Origin of the sequence: Piscinibacter lacus, assembly GCF_016735685.1 — a bacterium.
Taxonomy (GTDB): domain Bacteria; phylum Pseudomonadota; class Gammaproteobacteria; order Burkholderiales; family Burkholderiaceae_C; genus Aquariibacter; species Aquariibacter lacus.
The window spans coordinates 1924681-1946760 of the sequence record NZ_JAERRA010000001.1 but is presented as its reverse complement, the minus strand read 5'-3'; the positions used below and the strand labels follow the sequence as shown (position 1 = coordinate 1946760).

General features: G+C 72.4%; 21 protein-coding genes. 8 read left to right on the top strand and 13 right to left on the bottom strand.

Annotated elements, in window-relative coordinates; all coding sequences use genetic code 11:
- Window positions 1–30: 30 nt before the first annotated feature.
- The 4 genes from JI742_RS08710 to murI are packed head-to-tail and all read right to left on the bottom strand — an operon-like array spanning window position 31 to window position 3286.
- Complete coding sequence (locus tag JI742_RS08710) at window positions 31–618, bottom strand: GNAT family N-acetyltransferase (RefSeq protein ID WP_201825642.1); 588 nt, start codon at window positions 616–618, stop codon at window positions 31–33.
- Window positions 618–1259 carry a molybdenum cofactor guanylyltransferase MobA gene (mobA, locus tag JI742_RS08705; RefSeq protein ID WP_434057645.1) on the bottom strand — a complete coding sequence of 214 codons (642 nt, stop codon included), beginning with the start codon at window positions 1257–1259 and terminating at the stop codon, window positions 618–620. The genes JI742_RS08710 and mobA overlap by 1 nt, the downstream gene beginning before the upstream one ends.
- Before the next feature lie 18 nt (window positions 1260–1277).
- Complete coding sequence (gene moaA, locus JI742_RS08700; RefSeq protein WP_201825638.1) at window positions 1278–2393, bottom strand: GTP 3',8-cyclase MoaA; 1116 nt, start codon at window positions 2391–2393, stop codon at window positions 1278–1280.
- A 53-nt stretch (window positions 2394–2446) separates the two neighbouring features.
- Window positions 2447–3286: a glutamate racemase gene (gene murI / locus JI742_RS08695; protein ID WP_201825636.1), complete on the bottom strand. Its 840-nt coding sequence runs from the start codon at window positions 3284–3286 to the stop codon at window positions 2447–2449.
- 150 nt (window positions 3287–3436) lie between these two features.
- Here murI and JI742_RS08690 point away from each other — a divergent pair, with 150 nt between their 5' ends.
- The 4 genes from JI742_RS08690 to JI742_RS08675 all read left to right on the top strand — a co-directional run bounded on the left by JI742_RS08690 (window position 3437) and on the right by JI742_RS08675 (window position 8060).
- Window positions 3437–4192: an electron transfer flavoprotein subunit beta/FixA family protein gene (locus JI742_RS08690; protein ID WP_201825633.1), complete on the top strand. Its 756-nt coding sequence runs from the start codon at window positions 3437–3439 to the stop codon at window positions 4190–4192.
- A gap of 2 nt (window positions 4193–4194) precedes the next feature.
- The gene (locus JI742_RS08685) at window positions 4195–5127 is read left to right on the top strand and encodes an electron transfer flavoprotein subunit alpha/FixB family protein (protein ID WP_201825631.1); all 933 of its coding nucleotides are present in this window, start codon (window positions 4195–4197) and stop codon (window positions 5125–5127) included.
- A gap of 121 nt (window positions 5128–5248) precedes the next feature.
- Window positions 5249–7063: an acyl-CoA dehydrogenase family protein gene (locus JI742_RS08680; RefSeq protein WP_201825629.1), complete on the top strand. Its 1815-nt coding sequence runs from the start codon at window positions 5249–5251 to the stop codon at window positions 7061–7063.
- A gap of 34 nt (window positions 7064–7097) precedes the next feature.
- Entirely contained in the window at window positions 7098–8060 is a 963-nt protein-coding gene (locus tag JI742_RS08675; RefSeq protein ID WP_201825627.1) for an NAD(P)H-dependent flavin oxidoreductase, read from the top strand.
- A 39-nt stretch (window positions 8061–8099) separates the two neighbouring features.
- Here the strand turns inward: JI742_RS08675 and JI742_RS08670 are convergent, their stop codons facing one another.
- The 4 genes from JI742_RS08670 to JI742_RS08655 form a co-directional block, all read right to left on the bottom strand.
- Window positions 8100–8852 (bottom strand): M48 family metalloprotease, encoded by a 753-nt coding sequence (locus JI742_RS08670; RefSeq protein ID WP_201825624.1) that lies wholly within the window; start codon window positions 8850–8852, stop codon window positions 8100–8102.
- 129 nt (window positions 8853–8981) lie between these two features.
- Window positions 8982–9314 carry a hypothetical protein gene (locus JI742_RS08665; protein ID WP_236676840.1) on the bottom strand — a complete coding sequence of 111 codons (333 nt, stop codon included), beginning with the start codon at window positions 9312–9314 and terminating at the stop codon, window positions 8982–8984.
- Between the two features lie 113 nt (window positions 9315–9427).
- Window positions 9428–10807: a DEAD/DEAH box helicase gene (locus JI742_RS08660; RefSeq protein WP_201825620.1), complete on the bottom strand. Its 1380-nt coding sequence runs from the start codon at window positions 10805–10807 to the stop codon at window positions 9428–9430.
- Between the two features lie 211 nt (window positions 10808–11018).
- On the bottom strand, window positions 11019–11717 hold the full coding sequence (locus tag JI742_RS08655) for a haloacid dehalogenase type II (RefSeq protein WP_201825618.1): 699 nt from the start codon (window positions 11715–11717) through the stop codon (window positions 11019–11021).
- Window positions 11718–11883: 166 nt separating this feature from the next.
- On the opposite strand from JI742_RS08655, the gene JI742_RS08650 reads away from it, so the two are divergent.
- Window positions 11884–12618 (top strand): Crp/Fnr family transcriptional regulator, encoded by a 735-nt coding sequence (locus JI742_RS08650; RefSeq protein ID WP_201825616.1) that lies wholly within the window; start codon window positions 11884–11886, stop codon window positions 12616–12618.
- 72 nt (window positions 12619–12690) lie between these two features.
- Here JI742_RS08650 and JI742_RS08645 read toward each other — a convergent pair whose 3' ends face one another.
- Genes JI742_RS08645 through JI742_RS08635 form a run of 3 tightly spaced genes read right to left on the bottom strand, consistent with a single transcriptional unit; the run spans window position 12691 to window position 15542 of the window.
- Entirely contained in the window at window positions 12691–13299 is a 609-nt protein-coding gene (locus tag JI742_RS08645; RefSeq protein ID WP_201825614.1) for a c-type cytochrome, read from the bottom strand.
- Complete coding sequence (soxC, locus tag JI742_RS08640; RefSeq protein ID WP_201825612.1) at window positions 13286–14560, bottom strand: sulfite dehydrogenase; 1275 nt, start codon at window positions 14558–14560, stop codon at window positions 13286–13288. Before soxC ends, JI742_RS08645 begins: the two co-directional genes overlap by 14 nt.
- Window positions 14561–14564: 4 nt before the next feature.
- Window positions 14565–15542, bottom strand: a complete 978-nt coding sequence (locus tag JI742_RS08635) for a quinoprotein dehydrogenase-associated SoxYZ-like carrier (RefSeq protein ID WP_201825610.1) — start codon at window positions 15540–15542, stop codon at window positions 14565–14567.
- A 282-nt stretch (window positions 15543–15824) separates the two neighbouring features.
- Between JI742_RS08635 and ettA the strand changes: the two genes are divergently transcribed.
- The gene (gene ettA, locus JI742_RS08630) at window positions 15825–17489 is read left to right on the top strand and encodes an energy-dependent translational throttle protein EttA (RefSeq protein WP_201825608.1); all 1665 of its coding nucleotides are present in this window, start codon (window positions 15825–15827) and stop codon (window positions 17487–17489) included.
- 77 nt (window positions 17490–17566) lie between these two features.
- Window positions 17567–18142 carry a lytic transglycosylase domain-containing protein gene (locus JI742_RS08625; protein WP_201825606.1) on the top strand — a complete coding sequence of 192 codons (576 nt, stop codon included), beginning with the start codon at window positions 17567–17569 and terminating at the stop codon, window positions 18140–18142.
- On the opposite strand, the gene JI742_RS08620 is transcribed toward JI742_RS08625, so the two are convergent.
- Window positions 18085–19128: a quinone-dependent dihydroorotate dehydrogenase gene (locus JI742_RS08620; protein ID WP_201825604.1), complete on the bottom strand. Its 1044-nt coding sequence runs from the start codon at window positions 19126–19128 to the stop codon at window positions 18085–18087. The two genes, JI742_RS08625 and JI742_RS08620, sit on opposite strands and share 58 nt — an antisense overlap.
- Before the next feature lie 90 nt (window positions 19129–19218).
- Between JI742_RS08620 and rpiA the strand changes: the two genes are divergently transcribed.
- Window positions 19219–19887, top strand: coding sequence for a ribose-5-phosphate isomerase RpiA (gene rpiA, locus JI742_RS08615; RefSeq protein WP_201825602.1), 669 nt, complete (start codon window positions 19219–19221; stop codon window positions 19885–19887).
- 48 nt (window positions 19888–19935) lie between these two features.
- On the opposite strand, the gene JI742_RS08610 is transcribed toward rpiA, so the two are convergent.
- Window positions 19936–21999, bottom strand: coding sequence for a M3 family metallopeptidase (locus JI742_RS08610; protein ID WP_201825599.1), 2064 nt, complete (start codon window positions 21997–21999; stop codon window positions 19936–19938).
- Window positions 22000–22080 lie beyond the last annotated feature (81 nt).

Below are 22080 nucleotides of genomic sequence, written 5' to 3'. Positions count from 1 at the left end.
GCAGGCCGGGGCAGGGCGCCCGGCCGGGGTTCAGAGCATCAGCAGCATCTGCACCTTGTCGACGTACTGCACGCCGCTGGGCTTGACCAGGCGCAGGGCGCGCGGCAGCAGGCCGTAACGCCGGAAGCCGGCGCGCTCATAGAGGCGCAGCACCCGTTCGCTGTGCGCGCTGATCGAGATGGTCAGCATCTCCAAGCCGGGGGCGCGGCGCGCTTCGTCGAGCACCCGCTCGACCAGTTGCCGGCCCAGGCCCAGGCCGTTGTGGCCGGGCAGCACGATCAGGCCGATGACGTTGGCGGTGTGGCGCAGCTTGCCGCGGGTCTCGCGTTCCAGGCCGACCGAGCCGACCAGTTGCTCGCCGCCCGCCGGGCTGCCGACGAAGGCGCCGAACAGGGCGGTGCCGCCCAGCGGATCGCAGAGGCCGAGGCGGCCGAGGTAGCTCTCCGGGTCGCGGCGCGACTCGCTTTCCGCATCGGCCGTGAAGGCGTCGGGATGCAGGCGCAGGGCCTGGTCGCGCAGCGTCTTGTAGGCGGACAGGTCGGCCGGGCCGAGCCGGCGCACGGTGCCGCGGGTCGTCGGCTCCTGGCCCAGGGTGGCGGCAAAGGGCGCGGATTGCATCAGCGGGGGGCTCCTGCGGCCGGTTCGGCGGGGCGGGCCTGGGCGGCATGCAGCTCGTCCAGGGTGTTGAGGTTGTCGAAGGCGCGGGCGTCGGGAAAGTCGACGAGCACGGCGCCCTCGGCGTCGGTCCAGCGGTCGATCTTGCGGCCGCCGGCCTGCAGGAAGCGCAGCAGGCTTTCCATGCGGTCGGCGCGGACCAGGCAGAAGGCCGGCTGGCTGCGCCAGACGCCATCGGCATCCTGCGCGCGGGGCAGGGCGATCGGCGCGCCGGCCGCCTGCGCGGCGGCGCCGAGGCGCTCGGCCAGGTCCTCGGGGAAGTTCGGCGTGTCGCAGGGCACGGCCAGCAGCCAGTCGGTCTCGCAACGCTCCAGGCCGGCCAGGAAGCCGGCGAGCGGGCCGGGGAAGTCGCCAGCCCCCGGGATCACCGGATCGGGCCAGACCGGCACGCCGAAGCTTTCGTAGGCCGAGAGGTTGCGGTTGGCATTGACCATCAGCTCGCCGACCTGCGGCGTGAGCCGCATCAGCGCGTGCAGCGCCAGGGGCAGGCCGCGCCAGGTCTGCAAGCCCTTGTCGACCCCGCCCATGCGGCTGCCGCGTCCGCCGGCCAGGATCAGGCCGGTGAGTGCCTCGCGCGGCAGCAGGGGCGGGCTCATGCGGCTTCAGCCTCCGATGTAGCTCATCTCGACGCGCCGCGGCCCCTCGGCCGGCGCCTCGCCGCCCTGGCTGCGGCGTTCGGAATAGCGGTCCTCGCGGGCCTGCCAGACGGCGCCGATGGCACTGGCGAGGTCGGCATCGCTGGCGCCCTGGCGCAGCAGCCCGCGCAGGTCGTGGCCCTGGCTGGCGAAGAGGCAGAGGTAGAGCTGGCCTTCGGTCGACAGGCGGGCGCGGTTGCAGTCGCCGCAGAAGGCCTGGGTGACGCTGGAGATGAAGCCGATCTCGCCGGCGCCGTCGGCATGGGCCCAGCGCTCGGCGGTCTCGCCGGGCTGGCTGGCGACCAGCGGTTGCAGCGGGAACTCGGCCGCGATCCGCGCGCGCACCTCGGCCGAGGGCAGCACCTCGTCCATCTTCCAGCCGTTGGTGGCGCCGACGTCCATGTATTCGATGAAGCGCAGCGCAACGCCGCTGCCGCGGAAGTGCCGCACCATCGGCAGGATCTCCTGCTCGTTGGTGCCGCGCTTCACCACCATATTGACCTTGATCGGCGCCAGGCCCGCGGCGCGGGCGGCCTCGATGCCGGCCAGCACGTCGGCGACCGGGAAATCGACATCGTTCATGCGGCGGAAGGTCGCGTCGTCCAGGCCGTCCAGGCTGACGGTGACGCGCTGCAAGCCGGCGTCCTTCAGGGCCTGGGCCTTGCGGGCCAGCAGCGAGGCATTGGTCGTCAGCGTCAGGTCGGGCGCTTCGCCGTCGACGGTGCGCAGCGCGGCCAATTGGGCGATCAGGGTTTCAAGACCCTTGCGCAGCAGCGGCTCGCCGCCGGTCAGGCGGATCTTGCGCACGCCATGGGCCAGGAAGATGCGCGCCAGCCGGGTGATCTCCTCGAAGCTCAGCAGCTCGCGCTGCGGCAGGAAGACATGGTGCTTGTCGAAGACTTCCTTCGGCATGCAGTAGCTGCAGCGGAAGTTGCAGCGGTCGGTGACCGAGATCCGCAGGTCGCGCAGCGGGCGGCCGAGCCGGTCGCCGATCAGGCCGGTGGCGGGCACCGGCACATCGGGCAGGCGCAGCGCGGGGCGCGTCTGCCGCCAGTCGACCAGGGGAATGCTTCGTTCAGCCATTGGGGAGGATTGTGCCGCGCATCATCGAGATTTACCCGTACCCCGGCATGCACTCAGACAGGCAGGCGACGAACGGGCAGCAGCGGCCGTTCCAGGCGCTGGGCGACGAAGCGCGCCAGGGTGTCGGCCTCGCCGCTGCTCCAGAGCGCCAGCTTGCTCGGGCCGGCCGCATCCAGCCGCGCCGCATGCTGCGCCTCGGCCAGGCGCCGGGCCTGGCGGGCGACGGCCTCGGCGGTGTCGATCAGTCGCACGCCCGGCCCCAGGGCCTCGGCAATCAGCCCGGCCGCAAAGGGGTAGTGGGTGCAGCCCAGCACCACGGTGTCGACCCGCTGCGCGCGCAGCGGGGCGGTGTGCTCGGCCACGGCGGCGCGCACGGCCGGGCTGTCGGCCTCGCCGGCCTCGATGGCCGCCGCCAGGCCCGGGCAGGCCTGCAAGTGGATGGCCGTGCCCGGTGCGGCGCCGGCCAGCAATTCGTCGAGCAGGCGGCGGAACTTGGGGCTCGCCAGCGTGGCTTGGGTCGCCATCACGCCGATGCGGCCGCTGGGGCTGATCGCCAGCGCGGGCTTGAGCCCGGGCTCGACGCCGACGATGGGCCAGTCCGGATGCGCGGCGCGCAGGGCTGCGGCGGCCACCGCCGTCGCGGTGTTGCAGGCCATCACCAGCAGCTCGGCGCCTTCGCGGCGCAGGTGTCCGGCCAGGGCTTCGGACCGCGCCAGCACATGCTGCGGGTCGCGCTCGCCGTAGGGGGCGTGGCCGGAATCGGCGGCATAGATCAGCTCGGCGCCCGGCAGCTCGCGTTGCAGCGCCCGCAGCACCGAGACGCCGCCCAGACCGGAATCGAAGACGCCGATGCGCAGCGGCGGCAGGGGGCGGGCGGGTTGGATTGCGACCATGAAGGCCCGGAGTCTAGCCATGCGGGCCGGACTTCCGTTTAGAATCGAACGATCGTGCTTTTTTAGGCCCGCGCCTGCGGCCCCGCCCAAGGCATGACCAAGCTGCGTTTCTAGAATGCGGCCCCTTCCTCACCCTCTGGAGTTCGTTCGATGAAGGTTCTGGTCCCCGTCAAGCGGGTGGTCGACTACAACGTCAAGGTCCGTGCCAAGAGCGACGGCAGCGGCGTGGACATCGCCAATGTGAAGATGAGCATGAACCCCTTCGACGAGATTGCCGTCGAGGAGGCCGTGCGGCTCAAAGAGAAGGGTGCGGTGGCGGAGGTCATCGCCGTCTCCTGCGGTGTCACCGCCTGCCAGGAGACCCTGCGCACCGCCATGGCCATCGGCGCGGACCGCGCCATCCTGGTCGAGACCTCGGCCGATCTGGAGCTTCAGCCCCTGGCCGTGGCCAAGCTGCTCAAGGCCCTGGTCGACAAGGAAGGCGCACAGCTCGTCGTGCTGGGCAAGCAGGCCATCGACGACGACTGCAACCAGACCGGCCAGATGCTGGCCGCGCTGCTGGACTGGCCGCAGGCCACCTTCGCCAGCAAGGTCGAGCTCAGCGCCGACACCGCCACCGTCACCCGCGAAGTCGACGGCGGCCTGGAGACGCTGGCCCTTGCCCTGCCGGCCGTCATCACCACCGACCTGCGCCTCAACGAGCCGCGCTACGTCACCCTGCCCAACATCATGAAGGCCAAGAAGAAGCCGCTGGAGACGCTGAATCCGGCGGCCCTGGGCGTCGACGCGGCCCCGCGCGTCAAGACCCTCAAGGTGCAGGAGCCGCCCAAGCGCGCGGCAGGCATCAAGGTGGCCGACGTGGCCGCCCTGGTCGACAAGCTCAAGAACGAAGCCAAGGTGATCTGACCATGAGCGCCCTCGTCATCGCCGAACACGACCACGGCAGCCTCAAGGCTGCCACCCTGAACACCGTCACCGCGGCGGCGCAGCTTGGCGGCGCGGTCCACATCCTCGTGGCCGGGCTGGATGCCCGGGCCGCGGCCGAGGCTGCCGCCCGCATCCCCGGCGTGGCCCAGGTCCTGCTGGCCGACGGCCCGGCCCATGCCCAGGCCCTGGCCGAACCGCTGGCCGAACAGGTGCTGGCCCTGGCCGGCGCCTACCGCCACCTCGTCTTCCCGGCCACCGCCAGCGGCAAGAATGCCGCGCCGCGCGTGGCGGCCAAGCTGGATGTCGCGCAGATCAGCGACATCAGCCGCGTGCTCGGCCCCGACAGCTTCGAGCGCCCGATCTACGCCGGCAATGCCATCGCCACCGTGCAGTGCGCCGATGCCAAGCTGGTGCTGACGGTGCGCGCCACCGGCTTCGACGCCGCGCCGGCCGAAGGCGGCAGCGCGCCCATCGAGACCGTGGCCGCCGTGGCGCCCAGCACGCGCAGCCGCTTCCTCGGCCGCGAGCTGACCAAGAGCGACCGGCCCGAGCTGACCGCCGCCAAGATCATCGTCAGCGGCGGCCGCGCCCTGGGCAGCAGCGAGAAGTTCGACCAGGTGCTGATGCCCCTGGCCGACAAGCTCCATGCCGCGCTGGGCGCCAGCCGGGCGGCGGTGGATGCGGGCTATGCGCCCAACGACTGGCAGGTCGGGCAGACCGGCAAGATCGTCGCGCCCAGCCTCTACATCGCCTGCGGCATCAGCGGCGCCATCCAGCACCTGGCGGGCATGAAGGATTCGAAGGTGATCGTCGCGATCAACAAGGATGCCGAGGCCCCGATCTTCAGCGTGGCCGACTACGGCCTGGAGGCGGATCTGTTCGAGGCCGTGCCGGAGCTGATCGGCAAGCTCTGAGCCCCATCCCCCCGACGCCCTGAAGGCGCCTTGACGCGGCGGACCCCCGGCCGCGTCGCGGTGCCTTTTTTTCGGGCCCAGCCGGCCCCCCGCGCCCCGAGGCGCCGCCCAGGAGACCCGCATGAGCTACCGCGCCCCCCTCAAGGACCTGATGTTCGCGATGCGCGTGAACGCCGGGCTGGACCGCCGCGCCGGTTGGTCCGGCCATGAGGATGCCGACCTCGACACCGCCCAGGCGGTGCTGGAGGAATGCGCCCGCTTCAACGAGGGCGTGATCGCCCCGCTCAACTGGACCGGCGACCAGCATCCGGCGCGGGTGGAGGGGGGCCGGGTCCGCACCTCGCCGGGCTTCGCCGAGGCCTACCGCCAGTTCGCCGAGGGCGGCTGGCAGGGCTTGCAGCATCCCCAGGCCTACGGCGGCCAGGGCCTGCCCAAGACCCTGGGCTCGGCGTGCAGCGAGATCCTCAACAGCGCCAACCTGGCCTTCGCCCTGTGCCCGCTGCTGAGCGACGGGGCCATCGAGGCGCTGATGGTCGCCGGCACGCCCGCGCAGCAGGCGGCCTGGATTCCGCCGCTGGCCGCCGGCCGCTGGACCGGCACCATGAACCTGACCGAGCCGCAGGCCGGCAGCGACCTGAGCCTGGTGCGCAGCCGCGCCGAGCCGCAGGCCGACGGCCGCTACCGCATCTTCGGCAGCAAGATCTACATCACCTGGGGCGAGCACGATGTGGCCGAGAACATCGTCCACCTGGTGTTGGCGCGGGTGCCGGGCGCGCCCGAGGGCGTGAAGGGCCTCAGCCTCTTCCTGGTGCCGAAGTTCCTGGTCGGGCCCGACGGCCGCCCGGGGCTGCGCAACGATGTGTATTGCGCGAGCCTGGAGCACAAGCTCGGCATCCACGGCAGCCCGACGGCGGTGCTGCAGTTCGGCGACGGCCAGGGCGACCCGGCCCTGGGCGGCCCCGGCGCGGTCGGCGAGCTGCTCGGCACGCTCAACCGCGGCCTGGAGCACATGTTCGTGATGATGAATGCCGCCCGCTATGCCGTCGGCGTGCAGGGCGTGGCGGTGGCCGAGCGCGCCTTGCAGCGCGCCAGCGCCTATGCGCGCGACCGCGTCCAGAGCCGGCCGGTCGATGGCTCGCTGCCCGGCGCGGCGGCCCTGGTCCACCACCCCGATGTGCGACGCATGCTGATGACCCAGCGCGCGCTGACCGAGGGCGGCCGGGCCCTGGCCATGGCCGCGGCCGGCGCCTTCGACGCCGCCCACCACCATCCCGAGGCCGCGGCCCGCGCCGACGCGCAGGCGCGCTACGAATTCCTGGTGCCGCTGGTCAAGGGCTGGTGCACGGAGGTCGCGCAGGAGGTCACCGGCCTCGGCGTGCAAGTGCACGGCGGCATGGGCTACATCGAGGAGACCGGCGCCGCCCAGCACCTGCGCGATGCCCGCATCCTGACCATCTACGAGGGCACGACCGCCATCCAGGCCAATGACCTGATCGGCCGCAAGACCCTGCGCGACGGCGGCGCCCAGGCCCGCGCCCTGGCCGCCGCGGCCGCTGCGCTGGCCGAGACCCTGGCCGCCCGGCCCGGCCCGGCCGCCGCCTCGATGGCCCGCCGGCTGCGTGCGGCCCAGGCGGGCTTCGAGGCCGGCGTCGCCTTCGTGCTGGCCGAGGCCAAGACCCGGCCGAACCCGGTCTTCGCCGGCTCGGTGCCCTTCCTGATGCTGGCCGGCTACCTGGCCGCGGGCGCCGAGATGGCGCGCGGCCTGATCGCCGCCGAAGACGCGCTGGCCGCCGGCGAGGACGCCGCCTTCCACCAGGCCAAGGTCGCCAGCGCGCGCTTCTTTGCCGAGCATCTGCTGACCCGCGTGCCCGGCCTGGCCGACAGCCTGCTGGACGGCGCCGACAGCGTGCTGGCCCTGGCCCCCGAGGCGCTCTGAAGCCCTCGCGCCCCCTTTGACCCCGGAGCCCCCGATGGCCGCCTTGCCCCCCGTCTTCCAGAAGCTGCGCCTGCCCGTCATCGGCGCGCCGCTCTTCATCATCAGCGTGCCGCAGCTCGTGATCGCGCAGTGCACGGCCGGCATCGTCGGCGCCATGCCGGCGCTCAATGCGCGGCCGGCGAGCCAGCTCGACGACTGGCTGGCCGAGATCACCGAGGGCCTGGCCGCCTGGGACCGCGCCCATCCCGAGCAGCCCGCCGCGCCCTATGCGATCAACCAGATCGTGCACAAGAGCAACGACCGGCTGGAAGCCGACATGCAGGTCTGCGCGAAGTACCGCGTGCCCCTGGTCATCAGCAGCCTGGGCGCGCGGCCCGAGGTCAACCAGGGCGTGCACGCCTGGGGCGGCGTGGTGCTGCATGACGTGATCAACAACACCCATGCGCACAAGGCCATCGAGAAGGGCGCGGACGGCCTGATTGCCGTGGCCGCCGGGGCCGGCGGCCATGCCGGCACCAAGAGCCCCTTCGCCCTGGTGCAGGAGATCCGCCAGTGGTTCGACGGCCCGCTCGCGCTGAGCGGCTGCATTGCCAGCGGCGACGCCATCTTGGCCGCCCAGGCCATGGGGGCGGATTTCGCCTACATCGGCTCGCCCTTCATCGCGACGCTGGAAGCGCGGGCCTCCGAGGCGCAGAAGCAGGCCGTGGTCGATGCGAACAGCGACGAGATCGTCTACAGCGACCTCTTCACCGGCATCCCCGGCAACTACCTCAAGGCCTCGGTCCGCAACGCCGGTCTGGACCCGGAACAATTGCCCAAGGCCACCGAGGTGATGAACATCGCCAGCGCCGGGGCGGCCAAGGCCTGGAAGGACATCTGGGGCTGTGGCCAGGGCGTGGCGCCGGTCGATGCCATCGTGCCGGTGGCCGAGCGCGTGGCCCGCTGGCGCGGGGAGTACGCCGCCGCCCGCCAGCGACTGGGCCTGGCCGCGGCCTGATCCTGGCCGGATCCGCCCGCGCTCCTTGCGGCGCCGGGCTCAGGGCGAGGGAGCGAGTCGGTCGGCCTGGCCCTGGCGCCAGACTCCCCAGGCCAGCGGCAGCAGGGCCTCCAGGCGCTGCAAGCGCTCCCGCGCAGGCGGGTGGGTGGCCGACAGGGGCTGGCGGCCGTCGTCCTCGGCCACCTCGTTCTGCATGAATTCAAGCTGCCGGTCCGGCCGGAAGCCGGCGCGGGCGGCCAGCAGCAGGCCGACCTCGTCCGCCTCGCGCTCGCCCTGGTGCAGCACCGGCTCCAGGGCGCGCATCAGGCTGAAGTTGTGCGACAGCTCGACATACATGTCGGCCACGCTGCGCGGCACCTCGCGCGGCAGCAGCAGCCGGCCGTAGCTCAGGGCCTGGCGCTCATGCTCCAGCAGGCTGTGCGCCATCTCGTGGGCCAGCACGAAGGCCAGGGCCTCGTCGGACAGGCCGCGGTCCTCGATCAGGGCTTCGGAGATCAGCACCTGCCCCTCGGGCAGGGCGAAGGCATGGACGCCTTCCATCCGCACCACCGTCAGCGACCAGGGCAGGCCGGCCGCCCGCTCCCCCTGGGCGCGGGCCTGCGGCAGCAGCCGGGCCATGATGTCCGCGAGCCGGGTGCAGTGGCGGGCACAGCCCAGGCGGCCGGCCTGCCGGGCCTGCTCGACCACCTCGCGCAGGCTGCCCTGGCTGGCGGCGTCGAGTTCGGCAGCCGACCAGGCCAGGCCGGTCGGCGGGTCGATCAGCGGCTCGGGCGGCGCGGCGGTACCAGCCACGGCATGTCCCAGCCCCAGAGCCAGTAGCACCCACCGGACCATGCTGCGGTTCACGACGCACCTCCTGCGCGGAGCTTACGCAACATGACAGCGTGATGAAAGCCAGAACAGGGGCCCGCAGATCGGGGGTCATCCCGGGGGCCCGAGCCTCTCCCCCGTCTCGAAGCTTGCGTCGCAGCCCGCCCCGGCCGCGATCCAGCGGCCGATCAGCCGCCGCCACAGCGGATGGCGGAAGCGGGTGAGGGCGCCACAGCGGTAGTGGCCCGCCGCCCCATCCCAGCGCAGCGCAACACAGGCGCCCTGGCGACGCCGGCTCAGCAGGCGGCCGACCGGGCAGGGCTCGGCCAGGCAGCACAGGCCGCAGCCATTGCAGGCTTCGCCCTCGGCCGGCTTGGCAGGCGCGCCCGGCTCGACGGCCAGCCACAGCACGCGCTGCAGCGGCTCAGGGGGGCGTGGGGGCAAGGCACCGGGCATGGCCACAGCATGCCGCAAGGCGCGGCGCCCCGAAGCGACGCGGGCCCGCCCCCGAGGATCGAGGACGGGCCCGCGTGGGACCGATCAAGGCTTGCGCAGCTTCAGCGGCCGCGCGGACGGCCCCCGCCGCCCGCTGCCGGGCCGCCGCGGCCCCCGCCACCGGCCGGTCGGCCGCCCCCGCCGCCCGGTCGCCCGCCGCCGCCGGGCCGGCCCGCGCCGCCCGGTGCCGCGCTGCGGCCCGAGGGCGCGCCGCTTCGGCTACCCCCGCCGCCGCCCGCACCGCGCGCGCCGTTGAGCGTGCGACGGCCGATCTGGATCGGCTCGGGCCGGGCATTCGGGTCGGGCTCGAAGCCCGGCACCACCTCGCGCGGGATGCGCTGCTTGGTCAGCTTCTCGATGTCGGCCAGGAAACCGCTCTCGTCGACGCAGACCAGCGAGATCGCCTCGCCCTGCGCACCCGCCCGGCCGGTGCGGCCGATGCGGTGCACATAGTCTTCCGGCACGTTGGGCAGCTCGAAGTTGACGACGTGGGGAAGCTGGTCGATGTCGATGCCGCGGGCGGCGATGTCGGTGGCCACCAGGCAGGTCAGCTCGCCGGTCTTGAACTCGGCCAGCGCCTTGGTGCGCGCGCCCTGGCTCTTGTTGCCGTGGATGGCCATGGCGCTGATGCCGACCCCGTTGAGGTATTCGGTGAGCCGGTTGGCGCCGTGCTTCATGCGGCAGAAGACCAGCACCTGGTGCCAGTCCTGGCCCTTGATCAGGTGGGCCAGCAGTTCCTTCTTGCGCTCGCGGTCGACCGGGTGGAGCTTCTGGGCGATGGTCTCGGCCGTGGTGTTGCGGCGCGCGACCTCGATCACCTTGGGCGCGTTCAGCAGGCGGTCGGCAAGGGCCTTGATGTCGTCGCTGAAGGTCGCCGAGAAGAGCAGGCTCTGCTTCTGCTTCGGCACGATGGCCAGCACCTTCTTGATGTCGTGCACGAAGCCCATGTCGAGCATGCGGTCGGCCTCGTCCAGCACGAAGAACTGCACCTGGCTCAGGTCCAGGGTGCCTTGCTGGTGATGGTCGAGCAGGCGGCCGGGGGTGGCCACCAGGATGTCGACGCCGCGCTTGAGCCGGTCGACCTGCGGCTGCATGCCGACGCCGCCGAACATGACCATGCTGGTCAGCGGCAGGTACTTGCCGTAGGTGCGCACGCTTTCCTCGACCTGGGCCGCCAGCTCGCGGGTGGGCGTGAGGATCAGCGCGCGGATGGCCGGACGGCCGTTGCGGTTCTTGACCGGCGCGCCGGCCGCCAGCATGTGCAGCAGCGGCAGGGTGAAGCCGGCGGTCTTGCCGGTGCCGGTCTGGGCGCCGGCGAGCAGGTCACCACCGGCCAGGACCATGGGGATGGCCTGCTTCTGGATCGGGGTCGGGGTCTCGTAGCCGGAATCGCGAATGGCTTGGAGCAGGGGCTCGGCGAGACCCAGTTCTTGGAAGGACATGTGGGGAGTGCGCCCCAGGGGGCGTCGGGTCCGGCCGCTGCCGCGTCGGGGGGACGGGCGCCAGTCGCGGCAGGACAGGCAGGAGGGTGTCGGGAACCGACCGCGGGGCCCGGACTGGGTCGGGGCGCGTTGCCGCGGAGTGTATGCGGGAAACCCCTAGGTGAACGGCCTGGAAGCAGCTTGTTTCGCAGGTCGCCCGAGCCGGGTCACCTCAGGCGCCGAGCAGATCGGCCAGATGCAGCAGATCTCGGGCATGGAGGGTGTCCTCAGGCGAGCCACGGACTGGCTTGGGCGCGTCGGCGCCGAACTCGTGCGGGCGCTCGATGTAGGCCGTCTGCAGGCCGCATCTGCGAGCGGCGACCAGGTCATCCTCGTGCGCGGCAACCAGCATCACCGCCTGCGGCGGCAGGCCGAAGAGCTCGGCCACACCGCGGTAGACGCGCGGATCGGGCTTGTAGGCCTGGAAAACCTCGGCCGAGAGCACGCCATGCCAGGGCAGGTCGCCATGCCGGGCCAGGTCGATCAGCAGGCCGAGATTGCCGTTGGACAGGGTGCACAGCGTGTGGCCGGCGCGCAGACGCTGCAGGCCCGCGCGCACCTCGGGCCAGGGGTCGAGCCGGTGCCAGATGCTGTTGAGCCGGGCGCGTGCGGCCTCGTCCAGGCCCTGCAGGCCGAAGTGCGGCAGCAGGCGGTCGAGGATCTCGCGGTGCAGGGTGTCGAGCGCGACCCAGCCCCGCTCGCCGCTGCGCACCCGCTGCATGGCAGGTTGGTAGCCGGCGCGCCAGGCGCGGGCGAAGGCCGGGCCATCGACTGCTGGCGCCAGCGAAGCCAGCTCGCGGACGATGCTGCCGTGCCAGTCGACGACGGTGCCGAAGATGTCGAAGGCAAGGATCTGCGGGCGGAGCGACATGGGGTGGGCGGCGCCGGCGCGGCGCGATGCGGCGGGCCGTGTGGCGCCCGGAGGGCTACGAGGGTGCGCCCCGCCGCCGCCAACCCTGTCCACGGTTTCCCGGACTTGTGCCTGCGGGGGCCCTCACGTAAAAGCGCGCCGCGTCCTCCACGAACCTCAGCCTGCCATGACCGCGCCCAGCCCGCCACCGTCCGACCCCAGCGCCGCGACGATCCCGGCGGACTGGCTCCAGCACTTCCCCGACCTGCTTGCCCTGGAAGCGCCGGTGCGCGAGCGCCTGCGCCGCGAGGCGGTCTTCGGCCGCATGCAGGCCGGCGAGCGGGCCTATCTCCAGGGCGCGCAGGCGCGGGGCTATGTGCTGCGCTTGGCCGGGGTGACGCGGGTGCAGAAGACGGCGCCTTCGGGCCGCGAGGTCGTGCTCTACCGCGTCGGGCCGGGCGAGACTTGCGTGCTGACCACCTCCTGCCTGCTCGGCCGGGCGACCTTTCCGGCCGAAGGCGTGGCCGAGTCGGCGGTGCTGGAGGCGGTGATCCCGCCGGCCACCTTCCAGGCCCTGATGGTCGACAGCGAGGGCTTCCGGCGCTTCGTCGTCGCCAACTACGGCAACCTGCTGGGCGACCTCATCATGCTGATGGACGACCTGATGTTCAGCCGGCTCGACGAGCGCCTGGCCCAGCGCCTGCTCGCCCTGAGCGAGCCGGGCGAGGGCAGCGACCCGCCGCGGGTGGAGCGCACCCACCAGCAGCTTGCCCAGGAGCTGGGCAGTGCCCGCGAAGCCGTCAGCCGCGTGCTCAAGGAGATGGAGCGCAAGGGCTGGCTGCGCCTGGGCCGCAGCCGCATCGAGCTGCTGGAACTGGACGCGCTGCGCGCGCTGGGCGACGGGGAGCGGCCGGCGGCCTGAGGCCGCAGGCCGCGCAAGCCGCATCGCGGCGAACCGGCCCGGGCTGACTTGCCGGGCCCTGGGCGGCCGCGCTCAGGGCGGCGGCCGGCGCGGATCGTCGACCGCCACGAAGCCCGCCCGGTTGGGCATGCGCACCGCTGCCAGCGTGGTGGCATCCAGCACGGCGTCGGCGGGCAGGATGCCGTTGGCATGCAGCAGCCAGGCGCTGAGGGCATAGACCTCGTCGGCCTTCAGGCTGCCCGGTGCATGCAGCGGCATCGAGCGGCGGATGAAGTCGAACAGGGTGCTCGCATGCGGCCAGTAGCTGCCGACGGTCTTCTCCGGCTCGGCGCTGGCCAGGCTGCCGACGCCGCCGACGAGTTCCTCGGCTGTCAGCCCCCGCCCGTCCACCCCGTGGCAGGCGGCGCATTGCGCCTGGTAGAGCGCGGCGCCCTGGGCCACGCTGCCGCGGCCGGCCGGCAGGCCGCGGCCGTCGGGAAAGACATGCCGGTCGCCGCGGGCCAGGGCTTCGGCCGGCACCGGGCGACCGCGTTGCGGCGGCGCCAGCTCGGCCGCCAGGCCCGCGGCTGCGGCAGACGGTGCGGCCGAGGGCGCAGGCCCGGCGCCGGCGCAGCCGGCGAGCAGCAGGGCCAGGCCGGCGGCGCGCCAGGCCGCCCGCGGGTGGATCTCAGACGTAGACATGGCGCACCGCCCCTTCTTCGTCCACACCCCAGGACACGATGGCGTGGTAATGGAAATAGCCGTTGCGGCCGCGGGCGGCGAGCAGGGCGGCGCGGCTGGGCTGCACCGCGCCGGTCTCGTCGGTGGCGCGGCTTTGCAGCACGGCGGGCTGGCCGTCCCAGCGCCAGGCGGCGCGGAAGCGCGTGGTGCAGCGCGGCAGCACCGGGCCGTCGAGCGCGGCCTCGGCCCAGCTCCGCCCGCCGTCGGCCGAGACCTCGACCTTGCGGATGCGGCCCGCGCCGCTCCAGGCCAGGCCGCTGAGCTGGTAGGTGCCGCGCTCGTCCAGGCGCTGGCCATGCGAGGGCGTGGTGAGCAGGCTCTTCACGCCGATCGCCCAGGTGAACTGGCGGGCGCGGCCGTCGGCCTGAAGCTCGGTGTACTTGCTGGTCTCGTTGCGGGCCATGACCGGCTCGGCGCTGAGCGTGAGCCGGCGCAGCCATTTGACCTGGGTCACGCCCTCCCAGCCCGGCAGAATCAGGCGCATGGGATAGCCCTGCTCGGGCCGGATCGGTTCGCCGTTCTGCCACAGGGCCAGCAAGCCGTCGGCGCGCAGCTTGGCCAGGGGCAGGCTGGCCTGCATGGCAAAGGCGTCGGCGCCCTCGGCGATCACCCAGGGCGTGGCCTGGGCGTCGACGCCGGCCTCGTCCAGCAGCAGGCGCAGCGGCACGCCCGTCCATTCGCTGGTCGAGATCAGGCCGTGGAAGCTGCCGACCGGGCGCTGGATCGGCTCCTCGTTCCAGCCGGCATTGCTGTTGCCGCCGCATTCGATGAAGCCCAGGTGCGAGCGCTGCGGGTAGCGCAGCAGATCGGCCAGGCGCCAGTCCAGCGGACGGCGCACGGCACCGTCGATGCGCAGGGTATGCACCGCCGGGTCAATGGCCGGCACGCCGTTGTGGTGGCGTTCGAAGTGCAGGCCGCTGGGAGTGAGGAAACCTTCGAGCTGCTCCAGCGGCGTCCAGGCCACACCATTGCCGGGCGCCGCGCGGTTGGCGCCGGGCCGGCGCAGGACCCGCTGGGCCTGGGGGCCGGGCTGGCCGTAGACGCTGAAGCCGGTACCGGGGCTCAGCATCCAGGGCGGCAGGTCCTGGCCCGCCTCGGCAGGCACCTGGGCCAGGGCGGCCGGCGCCGAGGCCAGCAGCAGACCGCCGCGCAGCAGGGCGCGACGGGGCAGCAGGCCGTTGAGCGTGCGGAAACCCGGCGCGTCGGATCGGGGCGCGCCCACCGCCTCAGCGCGCGGCGGTGGTGGCTGCGCCGGCCGCCGTGGCCACCGGCTGGCCGCCGGGGCCCACGGCCAGGGTCTGCTCGTAGCGGCCGTCCTCGGTGTCGCGCACGGTGACCTTCAGGTCGCCGGCGCCGCCCGCCTTGAAGTGGAACTTCAGGTAGGGGTTCTCGCTGAGGGTGAAGTCGACATCGGCGGTCACCACCGGCTTGCCGTCGTAGCTGACCTCCACCTGGCGCACGAAGTGCGGCGGCGGGGCCAGGCGGGTGAGCTGGTCGATCGCCAGGCCCGACACATTCGGATGGCTGATGCTGAGCTGGGCGGCGACCAGGCCGGCCGCGTCGGCCACCGGATCGAGCCGCAGCTTGAAGCGGCCCAGCGTGGCCTTGGCCGCGGCCAGGTCGCTGCCGGGCGCCGCCGAGCAGCCGCCCGAGGCCTTGAGGAAGCGGGTGTGCATGTGCAGGCTGCCGTCGTTCAGCTCGGCGATGGCGCGCACGTGGGTGTATTCCTCGACCCGCACGCGGGTGGCCAGCTCCGCCCGGCCGGCCTGCGGCGTGAGGGTGAAGACCGCGCCGACCGGCGAGGGATTGCGGTCGATCACCAGCCAGACCTTCTTGACATGGCGCTCCGCCGTCTGCTGCGGCAGGGTGCGGATGGTCATGGGCACGACGGCGGCGTCGGCCGCGCGGATCGGCACGTCCAGCGCAACCACCGCATCGGCGGGGGCCTTGGCATCGAGCAGGTTCTGGATCGGGCGCTTGCCGAACAGGCCTTCGCGGATCGCGAGCCAGCGCTCGTTCTCGTGCGCCTCGGCGGTGGCCACGCGCGGGCCGCTGGGCGTGTCGGGTGCGGTGGTCGGCGCGGCGGGCAGGGCGCCGGTGGCCGGGCCGAGCAGGGGCTTGTCGGCCGCCTGCGCAGCGCCCAGGCCCAGGGTCAGGGCAAGGGCCACGGGCAAGCGACGCAAAGTCTTCAGGGGGGTGTTCATGCGGGTCTCCTTCGCGGGGTCGGGGGGGTGGGTCGGCATGGGCCGCCCGACCTCAGTCGATCGAACAGGTCCGATCTTGCGCGCTGCCAAGTTTCGGGACAGTGATGGGGTCACCAAGTGCGGGTAAGTCCCCGGTTCGGTCGGGCCCGGCGTGACGGTTCCGGGCCGCGGGCGGCAGCGGCGACAATCAGCGCTGAGGCGCGCCCGACCCCCGGGCGGCGCTGCATGCTCCGAGTCCCCCCGCCCGCCGGCCTGCCGCGCGGGCGCCAGCCGAGATTCCCGATGGCCCAGTATGTGTTCTCGATGAACCGTGTCTCCAAGACGGTTCCCCCCAAACGCCAGATCCTGAAGGACGTGTCCCTGTCCTTCTTCCCCGGCGCCAAGATCGGCGTGCTCGGCCTCAACGGCTCGGGCAAGTCCACCCTGCTCAAGATCATGGCCGGCCTGGACAAGGAGATCGACGGCGAGGCCATTCCCATGGCCGGCCTGAAGATCGGCTACCTGCCGCAGGAACCGCTGATGAATGCCGAGCAGACCGTGCGCCAGGCGGTCGAGGAAGGCATCGGCGGCGTGCTGGCCGCCAAGAAGCGGCTCGACGAGGTCTATGCCGCTTACGCCGAGGAAGACGCCGACTTCGACGCCCTGGCCGCCGAGCAAGCCGAGCTGGAGGCCGTCATCGCCGCCGCCGGCAGCGAGAACACCGACCTGCAGCTCGAACTGGCCGCCGACGCCCTGCGCCTGCCGCCCTGGGAGGCCAGCATCGGCAACCTCTCGGGCGGTGAGAAGCGCCGCGTCGCCCTGTGCCGCCTGCTGCTCAGCCAGCCCGACATGCTGCTGCTCGACGAGCCCACCAACCACCTGGACGCCGAATCGGTCGAGTGGCTGGAGCAGTTCCTCAAGCGCTTCGGCGGCACCGTGGTCGCCATCACCCACGACCGCTACTTCCTCGACAACGCCGCCGAGTGGATCCTGGAGCTGGACCGCGGCCGCGGCATCCCCTGGAAGGGCAACTACACCGAGTGGCTGGACCAGAAGCAGAAGCGCCTGGAGCAGGAGCAGAAGTCCGAGGAAGCCCATGCCAAGGCCATGAAGGCCGAGCTGGAATGGGTGCGCAAGAACGCCAAGGGCCGCCAGGCCAAGAGCAAGGCGCGCCTGGCCCGCTTCGAGGAGCTGAGTGACGTCGAATACCAGAAGCGCAACGAGACCAACGAGATCTTCATCCCCGTGGCCGAGCGCCTGGGCAATGAGGTGATCGAGTTCGTCAACGTCAGCAAGAGCTTCGGCGACCGCGTGCTGATCGACGACCTGAGCTTCAAAGTGCCGGCCGGCGCCATCGTTGGCATCATCGGCCCCAACGGCGCGGGCAAGTCCACCCTGTTCCGCATGATCCAGGGCGTCGAGCAGCCCGACAGCGGCGAGGTCAAGATCGGCAAGACCGCCAAGCTCGCCTTCGTCGACCAGAGCCGCGAAGGCCTGGCCGGCGACAAGACGGTGTGGGAAGACGTGTCGGGCGGCCTGGACAACATCGTGGTCGGCAAGTTCGTTATGCCCAGCCGCGCCTACATCGGCCGCTTCAACTTCAAGGGCAACGACCAGCAGAAGCTGGTCGGCAACCTTTCCGGCGGCGAACGCGGCCGCCTGCACCTGGCCAAGACCCTGGCCCAGGGCGGCAATGTGCTGATGCTCGACGAACCGTCGAACGACCTCGACGTGGAAACCCTGCGCGCCCTGGAAGACGCACTGCTGGAGTTCGCCGGCTCGGCCATGGTCATCTCCCACGACCGCTGGTTCCTGGACCGCATCTGCACCCACATCCTGGCGTGCGAGGGCGACTCCAAGTGGTACTTCTACGACGGCAACTACCAGGAGTACGAGGCCGACAAGAAGCGCCGCCTCGGCGAAGACGGCGCCCGGCCGAAGCGGGTGCGATTCAAGGCCCTGGCCTGAGGGGCGGGCGGAAGGGGCCGGGGCTCGGGAAGTCCTCCGGCCGGCGGTCGGGGCCGTCTGCGGCACCATCGCGGCCCATGCACCGTTTGGTTCCGCTTCGCCTTGTCGCTGCCGCCGCCGTCCTGGCCCTCGGGACGGCGGCGCTGCCTTCATGGGCTCGGACGGGGGACTGCATCGACGAAGCGGCCCGGGCCGAGGGCATCAACCGGCATGTGCTGCGGGCCATCGGCTGGCATGAATCGCGGTTGCGCAGCCAGGCGCTGAACCGCAATGCCAACGGCACGGTGGATGTCGGCGCCTTCCAGATCAACAGCGTGCACTTCCCGCGCCTCGCGGCGCAGGGCATCGATGCCGAGGCGCTCAAGCACGGCTGCACGGCGGCGCGGGTGGCCGCCGCGCATTACCGCCGGCTGGTCGAGCGGCACGGCAACACTTGGCGGGCGGTCGGCGCCTACCACTCGGAGGCGACCGCCGCGCGGCAGCACTGGTATGCGCAGCAGATCGCGCAGGTGCTGATCGATTGGAAGCTGCTCCCGCCCGGCACGCGGCCCTTCGACGGGCAGCCGCTGCTGAAACCGGGCCAGCCCGCGCCGGCTCAGCCCTTGCGCGCGAGCGCGCGGGCCGCCTCGGCCACCAGCTCGGGGCCGCGGTAGATCAGGCCGGTGTAGATCTGCACCAGGTCCGCGCCGGCGGCGATCTTGGCCCGCGCGTCCTCGCCGCTCAGCACGCCGCCCACGCCGATGATGGGAAAGCCCGGGCCCAATGCCGCGCGCAGTTGACGGATCACGCGGTTGCTGGCGTCGAAGACCGGCCGGCCCGAGAGGCCGCCGGCCTCCTGGGCATGCGGCAGGCCGGCCACCGCTTCGCGGGCCAGGGTGGTGTTGGTGGCGATGACGCCGTCCAGGCCGTGCTTGGTCAGCGTCGCGGCGATCACGCCGACTTGCGCTTCGTCCAGGTCCGGCGCGATCTTCAGGAACATCGGCACCTGGCGGCCGTGCTGCGCGGCCAGCCCGGCCCGGCGCGCCTGCAGGGCGCCAAGCAGGCTGTCGAGCGCCTCGTCGCTTTGCAGGCTGCGCAGGTTCTGGGTGTTGGGGCTGGAGATGTTGACCGTCACATAGTCGGCATGCGGGTAGACGCCGGCCAGGCCGATCAGGTAATCGTCCACCGCGCGCTCGATGGGCGTGGCGGCGTTCTTGCCGATGTTCAGGCCGAGCAGGCCGCCCGCGGCGCGAAAGCGCCGGGCGCGCTGCACGTTGGCAAGGAAGGCGTCCAGGCCCTCGTTGTTGAAGCCCAGGCGGTTGATCAGGGCCTGGCGCTCGGGCAGGCGGAACATGCGCGGCTTGGGGTTGCCGGGCTGGCCGAGCGGGGTGACGGTGCCGACCTCGATGAAGCCGAAGCCCATGTCGCCCAGGCCGTCGATGCAGCGGCCGTTCTTGTCCAGGCCGGCGGCCAGGCCGATGCGGTTGGGAAAGCGCAGGCCGGCGACAGTCACCGGGTCGCGCACGCGGTCCTGGGTCCAGAGGCAGCGGGCCGGCGTGTCTTGCAGCCGGGCGAGGCTGCCGAGCGTCAGCTCATGGGCATGCTCCGGATCGAGGCCGAAGAGGAAGGGGCGGGTCAGGGCGTAGGGGATCAGGGCCATGGCTTGATTGTCGGCCAGCGTCGGCGCGCCGGACGCGGCCGGCGGCCGGGTAAGCTCGGCGCAACCCTGGCTTCTTCCTGCTGCAGATCCATGACTTCCGACGAACTCAAGGCCCTGGTGGGCCGCGCCGCGCTGGCCGAGATCCCCGAGCTGCCAGGCGGCGCCGTGATCGGCATCGGCACCGGCTCCACCGTCAACTGCTTCATCGACGCGCTGGCCACCGTCAAGCACAAGGTGCGGGCGGCCGTGTCCAGCTCCGAGGCCAGCAGCGCGCGGCTGCGGGCGCACGGCATCGCGGTGGTCGAGGCCTCTGAGGTCGAGCGCCTGGGCGTCTATATCGACGGGGCCGACGAGATCGACCCGCGCGGTTTCATGATCAAGGGCGGCGGCGCCGCGCTGACGCGCGAGAAGATCGTGGCCGACCTGGCCGATCGCTTTGTCTGCATCGCCGATGCGAGCAAGCGGGTCGACATGCTGGGCCGCTTCCCGCTGCCGGTCGAGGTGATCGGCCATGCCGCTGCGCAGATCAGCCGCCGCTTCGACTTCCTGGGCGGCACGGCCACGCTGCGGCCCGGCGTGATGACCGACAACGGCCACCCCATCCTGGATGTGCGCGGCCTGGTCATCACCGACCCGGCGGCGCTGGAGGCCGAGATCAACCAATGGCCGGGCGTCGTCTGCGTGGGCATCTTCGCCCGCCACCGAGCCAGCGTCTGCCTGCTCGGCACCCCGCAGGGCGTGGAGACGCTGCGCTACTGAGGCAGCGGCCGGCCGGCGGGCCCGTCCCCGGGCCGCCGGCGGCAAGGCTCAGGCCATGCCCTGGTGGCGCAGCAGGGCGTCGATGCTCGGCTCGCGGCCACGGAAGGCCTTGAAGCTCTCGATGGCCGGGCGGCTGCCGCCCGCCTCAAGGATGGCTTCGCGGTAGCGGCGGCCGGTCTCGGGATTGAGCACGCCGCTTTCCTCGAAGGCGCCGTAGGCGTCGGCCGACAGCACCTCGGCCCACTTGTAGCTGTAGTAGCCCGCCGCATAGCCGCCCGCGAAGATGTGCGAGAAGCTGTGCTGGAAGCGGTTGAAGGCCGGCGGCGGGTTCACCGACACCTCGGCCCGCACGGCATCGAGCAGGCCCTGCACATCGGCTTCGGCACCAGGCTGGGCATGCAACTGCATGTCGAAGAGCGAGAACTCGATCTGCCGCAGCGTCATCAGGCCGCTGAGGTAGTTCTTGGCCGCAAGCATCTTGTCGAAGAGCGCACGCGGCAGCGGCTCGCCGGTCTCGGCATGGGCGGTCATGCCCTGCAGCACGGCCCATTCCCAGGCGAAGTTCTCCATGAACTGGCTGGGCAGCTCGACGGCATCCCATTCCACGCCGGAGATGCCGGCCACGCCCGGGTCCTCGACCCGGGTCAGCAGGTGGTGCAGGCCGTGGCCGGTCTCATGGAAGAGGGTGATGACCTCGTCATGCGTGAGCAGCGCCGGCTTGCCGCCGACCGGCGCGGCGAAGTTGCACACCAGGTGCGCCACCGGCGTTTGCAGCCGGCCGTCGGGCCGCGCCCAGCGGCCCCGCACATCGTCCATCCAGGCGCCGGGGCGCTTGCCGGGGCGGGCATAGGGGTCCAGGTAGAACTGGCCGACCAGTTCCGGCGCGGCATCGCCCGCCTGGCGGGCCGGGCGCTCGATGCGGAAGAAGCGCACGTCGGGATGCCAGGTCGGCGCCTCGTCCGGGCGGATGCTGACCTCGAACAGCGTCTCGACGATGCCGAACAGGCCGGCCAGCACCTTGGCTTCGGTGAAATAGGGCTTCACCTCCTGGTCGCTGAAGCTGTAGCGGACTTCCTTGAGCTTCTCGGCGACGAAGCTGAAGTCCCAGGGCTCCATCGCGTCCAGGCCCAGCTCGCTGGCGGCGAAAGCGCGCAGCTCGGCCAGGTCGCGCTCGGCATGCGGGCGGGCGCGGCGGGCCAGGTCGCGCAGGAAGTCGACGACCTGCTGCGGCGAGCCGGCCATCTTGGGCACCAGGGAGACCTCGGCAAAATTCGCGTGGCCGAGCAGGCGGGCCTCTTCCTGGCGCAGGGCGAGGATCTCGCGCATCACCGGGCCGTTGTCGCGCTCGGCGGCGTCGGCGGCCCGGGCTTCCAGCTCGCTGGCCCGGGTCACATGGGCGCGGTAGAGCTGCTCGCGCAGCGCGCGGTCGGTGGCGTACTGCATCACCGGGATGTAGACCGGCATGTGCAGGCTCAGCTTGTGGCCTTCCAGGCCGGCCGCCTCGGCCGCGGCGCGGGTGGCGGCCTGCACGTCCTCCGGCACGCCGGCCAGGCGCTCGGTCGGCACGAGCAGGCTGTAGGCGTCGGTCGCGTCCATCACATGTTCGCTGAAGGCCTGCTGCAGCTCGGCCTGGCGGGCCTGGATCGCGGCATAGCGCTCGCGGGCCTCGCCCTGCAGCTCGGCGCCGGACAGCACGAAGTCGCGCATCGCATTGCCCAGGGCACGCCGGCGCGGCGCGCTCAGGCTCGCCGCTACCGGGCTCTGGGCCACGGCCTTGTACTTGGCATAGAGGCGCTCGTCGGCGCCAAGCTCGGTGTAGAAGGCCGTCACCGCCGGCAGCGCGGCGTTGTAGGCCGCGCGCAGCTCGAGCGTGTCGGCCACGCTGTTGAGATGGCCGACGGCGCCCCAGGCCCGACCCAGGCGCTCGGTGGCGACGTCCAGCACGGCGGACAGGGCCTCGTAGTCGGCCGGCACCTCGGGGCCGACAGCCCGCTCCTGCGCCGCGCGGGCCTCGGCCAGCAGCACGTCGATCGCGGGCTGGACATGCTCGGGCCGGATGGCGTCGAAGCGGGGCAGGGCGGCGGTGTCGAGCAGCGGGTTGTCGTGCGTCATGTCGTGGTTCGGCTGGGAAGCGGGGCGTGCAGGCGCTGCACGGCTCGGTCGGATCATCGCAAGGCCGCGCCGTTCCCGGCG